1 protein-coding gene is annotated in these 16,310 nt (G+C 33.9%); it reads right to left on the bottom strand.

Features of this window, described 5'->3' with window-relative positions; translation table 11 throughout:
• Complete coding sequence (locus tag IW20_RS26065; RefSeq protein WP_035626235.1) at nt 1-16,287, bottom strand: SDR family NAD(P)-dependent oxidoreductase; 16,287 nt, start codon at nt 16,285-16,287, stop codon at nt 1-3.
• Nucleotides 16,288-16,310: the final 23 nt, after the last annotated feature.

The following is a 16,310-nucleotide window of genomic DNA, read 5'->3' as shown; positions in this document are numbered from 1 at the left end:
TTAATTTTGAAATAATGGATGTATTACTTTTGATACCTTTTCTATTTTCTCTAATTTCTCAGAGATTTCTGGTAACCAATACCTCTTTTTTACAAATGGATATGTTGGTAAACTTATTCGCTTAGGTTGTGTATCATTGTCATACAACTTATCCCAAGCAATGTATTCTCCCTGAATCCATAATTTCGCCAGTTTGTTTAGATCCTTATTCTCCAAAGCTTTTTCATACAGAATATCTGTATTGTCAGTTTTATTTAACTCGTAGCTTTTTAAGGTTTGCTGATGCCCTAAAAATTGATCTTGCATATAGTTATAAAGTTCCTTTTTGAGTTCTTTTATAGAAGTAACTTCTATGCTTAATCTAGTTTCCATGGCAACTCTTCCTACTTGTAATGTATAGGCTAAATCAGCCAACGAAATCGTCTCTTCTTCGTCTAGAAACTTAATAAGTTCTTCTGCTTTCTGTTTTAATCGTTCCGTATTTTTAGCCGATAAAACAATAAGCACCGACTCTGTTTCACGCGTATCTCTATTGTCAGTTCTTTGGTATTCTTCGAGTATAACATGTGCGTTACTTCCTCCTGCTCCAAAACTGCTTAAACCTGCTCTTCTTTTTTCTGAATCTGCAATTACCCAATCTGTTAATTCTTGCTGAATCTCAAATGGGCTTTCGCCAAATTGAATATTCTTATTAAGGATGTTACTATGAATGGAAGGTGCGATTTGTTTGTACTTAAATTGAAGTAAAATTTTTGTCAATCCCGAAATTCCAGCTGCCGACTCGCAATGCCCAATATTCGATTTTACAGATCCTATTTTGCAACTAGCATTATGGTCAAGGTTTAAGGCTTGAGCTAAACCCGCTATTTCTATCGGATCTCCTAAACTTGTTCCTGTACCATGCGCTTCTATATACTGCAACGAGGAGGATTCTATTCCTGCTTTTTCAATCGCTTTTTGAATAACTTTGGCTTGTGCATTAGGATTAGGCACATGAAATCCATTGGATCTTCCGCCATGATTAATATCTGTAGATCGGATAACGCCATAAATTTGATCGTTATCTTTTATCGCTTCCGATAGTGGTTTTAAGAGTACTGCTCCAACACCTTCGCCCGGAACATATCCATCTGCTCCTTCACCAAAAGCAGCACATTTTCCTTGACTCGATACAAAACCTGCACTACTTAGTGAGAGATATTTGTACGGATGCAAATTAAGATTAACCCCTCCGGCAATTGCGGTTGTACATTCGCCTTTTCGGATACTCTCGCAAGCTAAATGTATAGCGGTGATAGAAGAAGAACACATCGTATCGATAGCCATACTTGGTCCTTCAAAATTCATTACATAAGAAACCCTATTAGCAATACTGCTATGAATTCCTTTTGGTGTTGTAAACTGTCCTTCGTGCATAGCATCTATACCAAACATGGCATACTCACTGTACATTACTCCAACAAAAACTCCTACTTTTTGATTAAGGTCTTCTGGAGTATATCCTGCATTTTCGACAGTATTCCAAGCTGTTTGCAAAAACAAACGTTCTTGCGGATCCATTAACTCCGCTTCTTTGGGTGATATATTAAAAAATATAGGATCAAATTTGTCTACATCTTCTACAAAACCACCCCACTTACTATAGGTTTTTCCTTCTTTGCCTTTTTCTTTATCAAAGAATAATTCGGTATTCCATCTGTTTTTTGGAATTTCTGTAATGCTATCTTTTCCTTGTTTTAGGTTTTTCCAAAATTCTTCTATTGTATTAGCGCCTGGATATTTTCCTGCCACACCAATAATTGCAATTGGTTCTTCAGTAAGTCTGTAATTAGTTTCTTTTTGCTCTTTTATTTCTTTATTAGCATAAAAAATTTCGCTTTTATCTTCTACAATTACTTGATTTTCTTTCTGATTCCCTGTGATTTTCAGCATCGAATCAGAGTAATTTTTCATAAAGTATATGGCTAAATCATCTAAAGTTGGATTCTCAAAAAACAATGTATTTGAGATGTCTTCAAAATCTTCATTTAATTTATTCGTAAGTTTTACGATACGAATAGAATCCATTCCATAAGTTTCAAATGGTGTTGTTAAACCTATTCTTTCTGGTTCTATTTGTAACTCTTCGCCTATCAGGTTTCTAAAATATCCTATACAAGCATCTTTTGTAATGCCCGAAGTATTTGCAACTGTTGCTATCTTTTTGTGCTCTTTCTTTTCTAAAAGTTTAGACGCTTTTTCATATACAACCATTACTTGCGAAGGTGCTTCTTTTAATATATAAGACAATGCTTTAAGTCCCTCGGCTGTAGGCAATGGCAGCATTGCCCAATAATGCTTTAAATATTTCTGGCTTTCTTCATTTATTTGTAGTCCACCATCTTGCCATAATCCCCAATTTACCGTAATAGATTTTCCTGAGCGTTTGCCTTCTTTTACCAACTGGTTTCTGTATAAGGCATAGGTATCCATATAAGCATTCGCAGAAGCATAGTCTGCTAATCCTATATCTCCCATAATGGCAGAAATAGATGACACATACATCATAAAATCTAGCGGTACTTGTTGCGTAACTTCGTCTAGAATTCTGGTTGCGTCAATTTTTGGTGATAATACTTTATGTATTTCTTCTGAGGTCTTTTTTATTATCTGGCTGGCTGTTCCTATTCCTGCACTATGAATAATTCCATTAATTTGTCCTTCTTCTCTCAGGATTTCATTAATTACCGTAGCCATAGCTGTTCTATCGGTAACATCACAACGAACGTATTTTGCATCGTTTAATGCATTGATATTACTTTTCTTTTCTGGAGATAATTCGCTTCTTCCTATTAAAAAGAGTTTCGTGTTTTTGAATTGATTTAAGTAGTTTGCAAAAATCATCCCTAGTCCTCCAGCTCCTCCTGTTATGATATAAACTCCATTAGGTTTAATATCAATTCCATTTTGATTGGATGTCTGGTTATAGATTCCTATTTCTCTAACTTCTCGATTGTTATTGATATACTGAACTTCTGCATCTTGAGTGTTTTTTTCTTCGCTTATAATCTTGCAAAGAAGGTCTATATTCTCTACCGAAATTTGATCTACAGCTATAGTTTTTCCTGAGATTATTGGATTTTCTTTGTTTACCGATTTCAATATTCCAGAAACAAAACTATAAGCCAAGGTTTCTTGTTCTTCAAATAGTATTAAGAAATGTGTTTCCTTTTTATTGACTAAATTCTGTTTTACACGATTTAGAATAGTATTAAAGAATTCTTCTTCGTTCTGACTTTGTATGCTTGTTACCTCAATTTCTAACTCATCTGTTAATCGTTCCGCTATTTCTGATGTTGAACCAGCCAAAATAACTTCATAATTTCTGTTAGAATTAATTACTACATTCTCTGTGATTTGTTTAGATGTCCAATCATAAGAATATAATTGTGTATATGCGTCTACTTTATTTGATGTCGCTTTTTCTTGGTTTGCAAAAGGTAGCGTTACAAAATCTATAAAACTCATTATCACTTCGCCACTAGCATCTATTAATTTTACATCATAGTGTATTGGCGCATTCTTTTCTTCACTTTGTTCTCTTATAGTTACATAAGACCAAAACTCTGATGGTAATTCTTTGTAAATATTTACCTCTTTAACACTAAATGGGATTGATAATGGTAATTGTTTTGTATCTCCTTTAAGATGAATTCCTAAACAAGTTTGTAAGGCACTATCCATTGCCTGAACAGTCCAGTAGTTATCTGAAAGGTCTTGATTAATATTAATTTTTGCTAAGGCTTCGTTTCTGGAATATCGGATATATTCTATTCCTTGAAAACTTGTCCCGTAATGAAATCCGAGTTCTTTAAATAGTTTATAATATTCTTCTTTATGCAGCACATCCGCTAATCGATTACTAATTAATTCTATATCAACTTTCTCTATTTTCTCTATAAATACAGGACTGATTTTGCCTTGGCTGAAAATGATATTTTCTTGTTCCTGATCTTTAACAGTAAAAGTGATTTCTTTGTTTAATGTTTGTAATTCTGTAACCACAGATCTGGAATGTCCATTAACTTGCAACGGCGACATCCAGAATACATCTCTTAATTGAGCTATTTTTTGGTCTATATATAATCCCCCAGAAACTCTCGCCATCTCTAGATAAGCTACGCCTGGTAAGATTTTCTCTGTATGCAGAATATGTTCTGACAGAAATTGTTCAGTACCGGAATATTTACTTATAAATCGAGAACTATCTAATTTATTAAGTTGTTGATGTACTAGCGGATGTTCATTTTTTATTGCCAGAACCTCAACCGTATCTTTTGGCTTAAACCAACAATAATCTTTGGCAAATGGATAATTAGGAAGACTAATAATATTAAGCATTTTATCATATAATTGATCCCAATTAATGCGTTCTCCCTGAGTCCATAAAGTGGCTAAAGTTGTTTGGTCTTTTTGTATCAAAGCTTCCTCAACTGCGTCGCTTATTTTTTTGTAAGCCACCAATTTATTTGTCTCTATTTCGCCTATTATTCCTGTTGTAGAATCTTCTAGATATTGCTTTAGTTTTACAATTAATTGTGCTGTATTTGTAACTATAAAAGCTACTCTACTTTCCATGGCTTCTCTACCTATTTGCAATGTATAGGCGATATCATTAATCGTTACACTATCAATATTCTCTTCTAGAAATTTGCTTATTTTTTGAGCATGTTCTTTTAATCGTACTGCATCTTTAGCCGATATAGGAATGATAACTGGGTCTTGAGAATCAGTAAAATCCTGAGAATCATTTTTATATTCTTCAATTACAAGATGTACATTAGTACCTCCTGCTCCAAAACTGCTTATTCCGGCTAGTCTTGGTCTGCCATCTGATGTAATCCAATCTTCTAATTCTTGTTGTACATGAAAAGGGCTATTCTCAAAGTCGATATTGGTATTTAATTTCTTAGAATGTAATGACGGAACAAGTTGTTTATTCCTGAGTTGCAAAAGCACCTTGGTCACTCCAGATATACCTGCTGCTGCCTCACTATGCCCAATATTCGATTTTACCGAACCGATCTTACATGATTGATTTGCTGTACCTGTAAATGCTTTTTTGAGTCCAGCAATCTCTATAGGATCTCCTAATTTTGTTCCTGTACCATGAGCTTCAATATAACTATAGGCTTGGGGCGAAACTCCGGCTCTCTCCATTGCTTGCGAGATTACCGCTGCCTGAGCATTAGGATTAGGTACGGTATATCCGTTTACTTTTCCGCCGTGGTTTATAGCTCCACCTTTGATGACTCCATAAATTTGATCTCCGTCTTGTTTGGCTTTTGCCAATGATTTTAACATGATTGCGCCAACTCCTTCTGAAGGAACATAACCATCTCCTCCTTCTCCAAAAGTTTCACATTTGCCTTTTTCTGAAACCAGATGTAAATCACTTAACATTAAATATTTGCCAGGATGTATACTTAAATTAACACCTCCTGCTATAGCTGCTTCACAGTTGCCTAAATGTATGTTTTCGCAAGCCATCTGGATTGCAATTAACGATGAAGAACACATCGTTGCTACTGCCATACTTGGCCCATGAAGATCTAAAAAATAAGAAACTCTATTGGCTATACTACTCGCATTTCCGGTTGGAGCAATAAAATTGCCTTTGAGTCTTTCTTCTATTCCGAACAATTGATATTCTTCATACATAACTCCAACAAAAACACCCACATTACCGCCTGTATCTGTAGCCGATTTTTTTCCTATATTTTGTAATTTCTTCTTGGTATACCCTGCATCTTCAATTGCATGCCAAGCTGTTTGCAAAAACAAACGTTCTTGTGGATCCATCATTGAAGCTTCGCGTGGCGAAATATTAAAAAACAAGGGGTCGAACTTATCTATATCATTAATAAAACCTCCCCATTTGCTATAACTGCTTCCTTTTTTTCCTTTCTGTTCGCTATAAAACTCCTGAACATTCCATCGTTGTTCTGGTATCTCTGTAATACTATCTTTACCTGCTTTAAGATTCTCCCAGAACTCCGCAATATTATTTGCTCCAGGATACATTCCACTCAATCCAATTATGGCAATATCATCGTTTTTTATTTCTTCCTTTTTTACAACCGGAACTAATTTTGGTTGCATAAAGCGCTTATATTCCTTTGCTTCAATTACAGAAAACGCTTCATTTCTGATTACTTTATCAGTTGGAACTTCATAAGTGTTTTTTGTAGTTTTAAATGCTTGTAAAGTATCTGAATGTTCTTTTACAAAATAAGATACAAGCTGATCTATTGTTTGATATTCAAACAGTAAGGATACCGAAACATTATCAAAAATATCGCCCAATCTATTGGTTAGTTTTACCACTAACATAGAGTCGATTCCATATTCTTCAAAAGGCAATTCAGTTTGAATATGCTCTTCTTTTAATTTTAATTCTTTCTTAAATATTTCGACTATTTTCTCATAAGCAATTGCTTTTAAGTCTTCTGTCGGTTTCTCTGAAACATTATTTTTATCTACAACAACTACACTATTAGCTTTGGTTCCAAAGGTTTTGTCTAGTTTGTTTTTAGAACCATAAACAATAATAGTTTGTTCATTTGCTAGTTGCAGTACTTTATCTAATGCTTTTACTCCTTCTGCTTCTGGTAAAGGAAACATACCCCATTGTTTTGATAAAAATTCTATACTCTCAGCATTTGCTTGCATTCCGCCAGTTTCCCATAATCCCCAATTTGCAGAAATTGTAGTTCCTTTGCGTTTACCGTCTTTAACTAAACGATTACGTTTTTTTGCAAAATGGTCCATATAGGCATTCGCAGCAGCATAATCTGATAATCCTATATCGCCCAATACCGAAGAAATGGAAGAGCAGTACATCATAAAATCTATTGTTTCATTTTGTAGTGCCTTGTCTAAATTTTTTACTCCTGCAATTTTTGGCGGCAATACCTTATAGATTTCTGTTTCTGTTTTCTCTATAATCGTACTAGCTAGACCTATACCTGCACAATGAATAATCCCATCTATTTTTCTGTAATCTGATAAAATAGTTTCTATTAAATTTTCTACTTCATCATACTTAGTAACATCACATGCGTAATATTGAGCATTTGGTAAACTTTCTGTATACTTCTGGATGGTATCATTTTTAGTTCTTCTTCCTGTAAGTATAAGTTGCGTTCCCTGAGTTTTGGCAATATGTTCTGCAAAAACACTTCCGATTCCTCCTGCACCTCCAGTAATTAAATAAACGCCTCCTTCTTTAATCTTAAGGTCAGAAATCTGATTTTGAGATACTGAAGTAGCCTTCTTTACTTCTCTGGTTTTGCTCAGATAACGTACTTCTGCTTGTTCATCAAGATTTTCATTTTTCAAGATTTGCACTAATTCATTTCCTGCCTTAACATTCATAGATGTTACAGAAATAAGTTTAGTCTTAACTCTTGGATTTTCTTTTGAAGCCGATTTCAATAGTCCTATAATAAATCCATATTTATCATAATCTTCCTCATTTATAAGCACCGAAAAATGTCCTCTTAGCTTTTGTGACATTCTATTTTTAAGAAGCTCTAGTATTTTCAGAAAATAAGATTCTTCTGTTTCTTCATTTACATTAAATACTGTTCCTTCAAATGCCTGACTAAATTGTTGCACCAAATTTTGACTAGCCCCAACTAAAATCACATCATTGTAATCTGTAGTATGTGCATACGTTTTTTCTGGTTCAGTTGTTTCCCATTGGTAATCATAAATTTCTGTCGCTAAGGATTCTTTTCTTGAGTTCTGATTTAGAAATCCTCCATCGTATGGTAAAATGACAAAATCTTTAAAACTTACCACAACCTCTCCTTTGTCGTTTAGTAAATCCATGTCGCATTGCGGTATAGTTGCTTTTGGGTTAGCATTTGGACTAAACCTTGCATACGACCATACAGGAAATGTAATCTCTTTATAAACTGTTACTTTCCCCACACTAAACGGGATAGACAATGGCATTTTATCCTTATCTTTTAACAGTAACCATGCTAAACATGCCTGAAGCGTACTATCTAATACGCCAGGATCTAAGGTCATATCCCTATGCTGAGGTAATTCAATTTTAGCTAATGCTTCTGTATCATTATAATATAACTCTTGTATCCCTTGAAACCTTTCTCCATATCCAAACCCGAGGGCGCTAAACATTTTATAACATTCTGTTCCTGTCGCTGTCTGATTAGTACGAGATTTAATAGTTACCAAATCATAAGGCTTAGGTGTTTCCTGAGCAATTGTAGTTACAATTCCCTGACCATGAATGTATTCTTGTTCATTTTCTTTAGAATATACCTGATATTTAATTTGCTCACCAGAAGGTTCCAGCCTAATAACAACTTTTTTGGGTTGTTCTAGTACTTTAATCGGATGCAACCATGTTACGTCCTTAAATTGTGTTACTTTTTTATGCGTACTTCTTTCTACAGCTTCTCTTGCCATTTCCAGATAGGCTACACCTGCAATTACTTTTTCGTTTTGAACAAGATGATCTTCTAAAAACCATTCTGTTCCTGTAAAAACACTAGCAAATTTCTGAGCTTCAAAATCTGATTCATTTGTATGAACTAATTCATGTAGTTTAGCAATTGATCCGTGTTTTACAACTGTATCTATTGTTTGTACCCAATACTTTTCCTTAGCAAAAGGATATGTAGGCAAACTTATTTTTTGCAAAGGACTAGTACTAGAATTTAGTAATTCCCATTTTATTTCGACTCCTTTTGTCCATAGTTGTGCTATAGATGCTAATTCTTTTTCCTGAATAGCTTCTTTAATATATGCAGCCCCAGCTTTACCTTTTAGGAGAAAATCATTGTTTTCATCTTTGATATTAGCAGTAAAAATGTCTTCTGCTAAACGCACATCATTTTTAATAAAGTCCTCTAATTGTTGTACCAACTCTCCTTTAGAACTTGTCACTATTGCCAATCGTTCTGGCATAGCTTCTCTACCAATCTGTAAAGTATACGCTATGTTTTGTAAAGCATCTGGAGTTTTCTCTGCGTAACTTAATAATCGACTTGCATAAGCTTTTAAGCGATTTTTGTTTTTAGCCGACAATACTATTATAACCGGTTCTTTATTAAAATCATTAGCTATCTCTGTTTTCGGATACTCTTGTATAAGGATATGCGCATTGCTTCCTCCTGCACCAAAACTACTAATGCCTGCAGTTAACAATTTTTCGTCTTGATATCTCCAAGGTTCTAATTCTTGCTGAACTAAAAAAGCTGTTTGATCAAACTGTATATTAGGGTTTAATATAGACGAATGAATGGATGGAACTAACTGTTTGTATTTAAGTTGTAACAATACTTTAGTAATTCCAGAAATACCTGCTGCCGATTCACAATGTCCGATATTAGATTTTACAGAACCTATACGGCATTTATTTGCAGCTGTTCTTTCTAATGCATTTTTTAGCCCTACAATTTCTATAGGATCTCCTAAACTTGTTCCTGTACCATGTGCTTCGATATAAGAAATAGACTCTGGTTTAAGATTCGCTTTTTTAATAGCATCTCTAATTACTGCTGTTTGTGCCTTAGGATTCGGAACCGTATATCCTGTAGTTCTTCCTCCATGATTTAATGCTGTTCCTTTAATTACTCCATAAATATGATCTCCATCTTTCTCGGCTTGCTCAAGAGATTTTAACAAAACAGCTCCAACTCCTTCTCCTGGAACATATCCATCTCCGCCTTGCCCGAAACTCTCACATTTTCCTTTACTACTGGCAAAACCACCATCGCTAAGCATCAAATATTTATTAGGATGTACACTTAGGTTTACTCCTCCGGCAATGGCCATATTGATTTCTCCTTCTTGTATGGCTTTGCATGCTAAATGAATAGCTGTACTTGACGAAGAACACATCGTATCCAGAGACAAACTAGGTCCGTGAATATCAAAAACGTACGAAACTCTATTGGCTATACTACTCGAACTTCCTCTAAGTGTTGTTGGGTTTCCTTTTAGTGATTCTTCTACTCCATATAGTTGATACTCTTGGTACATAACTCCAACATATACACCTACTTTACCGTCTTGTTCGCCTGTATAAGGATTCCTTTTTAAAGTTTCGTTGGTATATCCTGCATCTTCGACTGCTTCCCAAGCTATTTGCAAAAACAAACGCTCTTGCGGATCTATTTTCTCCGCCTCTAAAGGTGTTATATTAAAGAACAATGGATCAAACTTATCCATATCATTTACAAAACCTCCCCACTTGCTATAACTACGCCCAGACTTTCCTTTTTCTGTATCAAAAAAGCCATCAATATTCCATCTATCTTTAGGAATCTCTGTTATGCAATCTTTTCCTATTTTAAGATTTTCCCAGAACTCTTCTATAGAATCTGCTTGCGGATATCTACCGCTTAATCCTACGATAGCCACATCGGTATTTTTTCTTGTATAGTCTTGTTTCGTTTCTGAAAGTTCTGCAAACTTATGAGGCACAGCTTTTTTAAAAGTCGACTTTATTTCTGGCGAAATAATAATCTGCTCTTTTATAGCAATAGGTGTTTTTTTGCTGTTGCCAATTGCATTTAACTCATTAGAATATTCCTCGACAAAAAACATAACCAATTCTTCTATGGTTAAGAATTCAAAAAACAAGGTCTTCGGAATGTTAGGAAAAGTTTCTTCTAAACGACTTGTAAGACTCGTCATCATTATAGAATCTAATCCGTATTTCTCAAAAGTATCTACGAGTTTAAATTTACTTCTAGGAAAACGTAGTTCTTCGGCTAAAATCCCCACAAGATATTCGTAGGTAACTTCTTTTAAATTTTCTTCCGTTAACTCTTCTGTTACATTTTCATTTTTTTCATCAATACTACTTTCTGGAGCTTCATTTAAATCCAATAAAAATATTTCGGGTAAAGATGCTTTTCCATAATGTAACACTACTGATTCTGCAGTGCTGCCCAGTAATTTTTCTAACCAATATATTCCTTCCTTTTGTGGTAAAGGAACTATGTTTAGTTTCTTTTCGAGCGATTTCTTACGTTCATCATTCATTTGCATTCCGCTACTATCCCATAGTGGCCATGCTATAGTTATTGTTTTACCAAAAGCTCTTTGTTGTGATACTTCTTTATTTCTGAATTTTGCAAAATCTCTTAAATACTCATTTGCAGCTGCATAATCTGCTTGTCCTGAATTTCCTAAAACAGCAGATAATGACGAAAATACCATCATAAAATCTAGCGAAATATGCTGTGTAGCTTCATGAAGGTTACGTATTCCTTTCGTTTTTACTTCTAAAACTTGTAATGCTTCACCACTATTTTTTTGCTGAATAAAATTGTCGTTAATAATGCCTGCCGCATGAATGATTCCGTTGAGTTTACCGTACTGATTTTGTATCTCATCAATTAATTGTTGAGTGGCTAGCTTATTCGTAATATCACAACGGTAATATATCAGATTCCTAAATGATTTTACATATTCCTGATTGTTTGAATCTAAAATAGACCTCCCGCAAACAATGATTTTAATATCATTATATGTGTCAAAAAGGTGTTCTACCAGCATTTTTCCAACTCCGCCCATACCACCTGTAATGATATAAACTCCTGCTTGAATGAACTTTATATTTTCATTTGATGCCGTTAATGGATGTATTATTGGAACGATAGTTTTTACTTCTCTCTTTAAATCCTGATATCTAACGGTTGTTTCCTTTTCATTTAATTCATCTGTAATAATTTTCGATAATTGTTCTGCATTGCTATTTTTATCTAAATCAATGCCTACACATTTCCATAAAATTTTAGGATTTTCAATTGTTGCGGTTCTTAATAATCCTGATAAAAACTGTACTTGATGTTCGTTCTTATAATCGTAAATAATTACAAAACGCACTGGATTTCTAGAAATTATCGCTTGCTTAACTTTATCAAAAACTGCAGAAAATAATGTCCTTTCTTCAATATCTGTAATTCTTGTTATAGTGCCTTGTAATTCGATCTTAGGAAAATTGCCTACAACTATAAACTCATTAGATACGGCAGAAAAATCAACTATATTATTTGCATTCGTTTTAGGCTGCCATATCGATTCATACAAATAAGTTTGTGCCGTATTAGGTTTAATTCCTAAAACGGGCATCATTTTATATCTTGATAGCGCAATAAGAACTTTTCCTGACGCACTTAATAATTCAATTTCAAAACCTTTCTTTTTTTCCTTATCGGAATAATAAGCATGACAATATTTAACTTCCTCTTCTAAATCATACAACGAAATCTTTTCTATAGAATAAGGTAAGGCTAGCTCATCAGAATTTTGCATCCATAATAAGGCACATGTCTGAAGTGCATTATCTAATATTTCAACTGGAAGTTTAAATTTACTTTTATCAAAAACCGAAATACCTGTAAATACTTCCTCTTTTAGAACATCCGCAGAATTTATTAATCGTAAACTATCTCCATAATTAATTCCTTTTGTTCCAAAAATTTGATAACATTCGTCACTTGTATATGACGCAATACTTTGCTCTTTTATAGAGGATATATCTCTATAAATAGGTTCGATTACTTCCTTATTTTCTGTTATACTTGCTTGAAAATGAATTGTAACTTCATTATCTTTTATACTCTTTATTTCGACAAAAGTGCCCTCTGAATTCGCATAAATTTCAGTTTCTATTAGGACTGACTCTTTATGTATCTCTATTGGTTGCAACCATTTTATGTCTGAGAAACTGTCTAATAAATCTAATCCACTTCGTTGTGCTGCTTCTCTTGCCATCTCTACATACGCAACTCCCGGAAGTATTTTTTTTCCTTGTACTATATGATCTGATAAGATAGATTCTTTACCTGTTAAACAAGATGAAAATTTTTGCGATTCAAAATCTGAAATATTTTCATGTACTAATGGATGTAACGTTTTTATATTAGATAATGCTATTTCTGTTTTAGGAGTTATCCAATAGGATTCTTTAGCAAAAATATAGCTAGGTAAATGAATCTTTTTAGGCTGATATACATTGTACAAACTCAACCAATTTATAGTATTTCCTTGTTCCCAGTATTTTGCTATTGCAGCATATTTCTTCTTATCAATTGCTTGCTGAATTTTGGACTCATTAACTTCCTCATCTTTTTTATAAAGACCAGCAGTTTCCTCTTGAACAAATTGTTGTAATTGAGCTATTAATTCTTCTTTATGGCTTACAATAAAAGCTTTACGACACTCCATTACTTTTCTTCCTACCTGCAATGTATAAGCAATATCGTGAAGGTTTACTTTCTTTTCATTTTTTATAAAATGAACAAGTTGCGCTGCTTTACCCTTTAATCTTTCATCATTTAATGCCGATAAAACTATTATTACAGGTTCATCACTTGCTCCTGAGATACTATTTTTTTGCAAATATTCTTCTAGAACAACAAATGCATTGGTACCACTAATTCCAAAACTACTTACCGAAGCTCGTTTAGGTGTTGTGCTATCCCAAGAAGTTAATTTTTCCTGAATAATAAAAGGACTATCTTTTAATTGAATATATTGGTTGAGGTTCTCATAATTAATAGATGGCGGTAATTGATTGTTTTTCATGGCCAACAATACTTTGATTACACCTGCCATTCCAGCTGCTCTAAGAGTATGTCCTACATTTGTTTTTACACTACCAATCCCGCAATAATTTACTTTGGATGTATGTTCTCTAAAAGATGATTTAAGAGCCTGTAACTCTATAGGATCGCCCAATTTTGTTCCTGTTCCGTGAGCTTCTACATAAGTAATTGTCTCTGGATTAATTTTATATCTATTAAAAACTTCTTTCTGAATGTCTTGCTGAGATAATACACTTGGAGCAGTAATTCCGTTGGTTGCCCCATCTTGGTTGGTAAGGATTCCTTGTATAACGGCATAAATAGGATCACCATCTTTTATGGCATCCTCTAAACGTTTCATAATAAGTACTCCTACACCTTCGCCAGGAACAAATCCATTTGCTCTCTCATCAAAAGTATAACACTGCCCATCGGGAGATAACATTCCTGCCATACTGCTCAGTTTGTAAAACTCGGGCGTTACAGATAATGAAATTCCTCCGGTTATAATAAGATCAGTTTCTTTTGTCAATAAACTTTTACAGCCCATATCCATTGCTACCAACGAACTTGAACATGCTGTGTCTATGGCTACTGCAGCTCCTTTTAGATTAAGGAAATATGAAATACGAGCTGCTAATATAGAACCCGAAATACCCCAAAATGCCGAAGCTTCGTTTGCTTCTTCTAAATAGGTTTTGTAATAATCTCCATCTGTTGCGCCAACATATACTCCACACTTAGAATCTTGTAAAATGTTAGGATCAATTGCTGCATCTTCTAATGCTTTCCAACAATGTTGCAGAAATATACGCTGTTGCGGATCCATGTTTTCTGCTTCTCTACCTGATATCTTAAAAAACTCTGGGTCGAACTTATCTATGTCTCTTAAAAAACTTCCCCATTTGCTATATGTTTTCTGTCTGGCTTTTGGATTTTCATCAAAATGTAATCCAATATCCCATCTATCATCTGGAACTTCCTCCACAAGACTTTTTCCTTTTTTTAGGGCTTCCCAAAACTCCTCAAGATCATTTGCTTTCCCAAATTGCCCGCTCATTCCTATAATAGCAATTTTATCATTTTCTTGCTTATTATCATTTTTTGAGAAGCTTGGTTCCTCTACCTCTTTTTCAGTAATTGATTCAATTATTTCTGTTGCAGTTTCCTTTTTTACATCAAGTAATTCTGGGCATATATCTAATATATGCTGTGCCAACAACGGAATGGTTGGATAATTAAATATAGCCGTAACATCTAGAGTTATCTCTAGGGTTTTATTAATATTTTTGATAAGTGTAAGCCCTAAAATCGAATCAAAACCATAATCTGAAAATGGTTTTTCTTTCTTAAAAGCTGTCAACGGAAGTTTGATAGTACCTGCAGCAATAGCAATTAATTTCTGCTGAAAATCATTCAAATCTATTGCAGTATCTAAAACCTTTGGTTCAAGCTCTTTTACTATTTTTTCTCTTACAATCTTGGTAAATTCTTCTGGTTGTTGTGTATCAATTAATACTCTGCCATTACTTCTGGCTATTATTATTTGTTGCGGAATATCTTCTTGTTTAGGATATATATCACAATCGGTAAATCCAACTTCAGACAATACTTGTTCCCATTTATCGAATGTTAATGCCGGACTACCTGAAATTCTTAATTCTTTATCTTCATGATTCCACCAATCAGAAAGCAAACCAAATGTTAATGTCGTAAACATTTCCAGTCCACTCAACTCATTAATAATCAGAACCCCGTCTTTCTTAAGAATTGGTTTTATATTTTTAAGGGTTTCTGCAATATTTGCAGTAGCATGAACAACATTGGCTCCTATCACAATATCATAGGTACCTATTGCTATATCCTGCTTTAATGCAGATTGGGTAATATCAAATCTTTTGGTTTCAAAATAAGGTATAATGTCTTCGAATTTTTCTTCCGCTTCAATTAAAAAACCTTGAGAAACATCTGTAAACGTATATTTTACCTTATTACCATATTTTTTTAACTTTTCCAGAATGCGCACAGTTGTTCCTCCTGTTCCTCCGCCTACTTCTAAGATGTTTATTTTTTTGTTATTTCCTTCGTAGTTCTTAATTGTATTTTCTACAATTGATGCTACTATCGAGTTGAAATAATTAGATCTGTAATCTCCATTATAAATAGCGCTTACCAATCTAGAATTTCCTTCTGGAAACAATACATCGGTAGCCTTAGTCTTTCCATTCAAAATTTCTTCAAACGATCGAATCGTTTGGTTTAATAATGCATAGTAATTATGATGACTATTTGCCTCTCTTCTTGCTTTTGCTAACTGATTTTGTAGAGAAAAAAGAGTTATTTTTTCTTCAATGCCTTTTGGTATAACTACGCTTTGATTCGCAATTTGGATATAAGACATTCTCTCGAGTTCTTTAATAATCGTTTGAAACAAAGAATCATATTGAGGAATTATGTTTAGTTCTTTTCGCCATTCTTCAATTGTATTTGCGCGCAAGGATTCAATCCCCATTCGCATTAATATTTGTAATATGGCTAGAGCGCAATCTTCTTTAAAATCATTTTCGGCAACTATATCTTTTTTATATAAAGTTAAAGTTGGAATTTGAGGAGTCAAAAGTGTGCTTTCTTGCACCAAAGTCACTTTTTTATTTTTATTAATCTTAATCATAATTATTTGTTTCGATTAGTGTG

This window comes from Flavobacterium hydatis, from assembly GCF_000737695.1.
Lineage (GTDB): Bacteria > Bacteroidota > Bacteroidia > Flavobacteriales > Flavobacteriaceae > Flavobacterium > Flavobacterium hydatis.
This window is presented reverse-complemented; position numbering and strand designations above follow the sequence as displayed.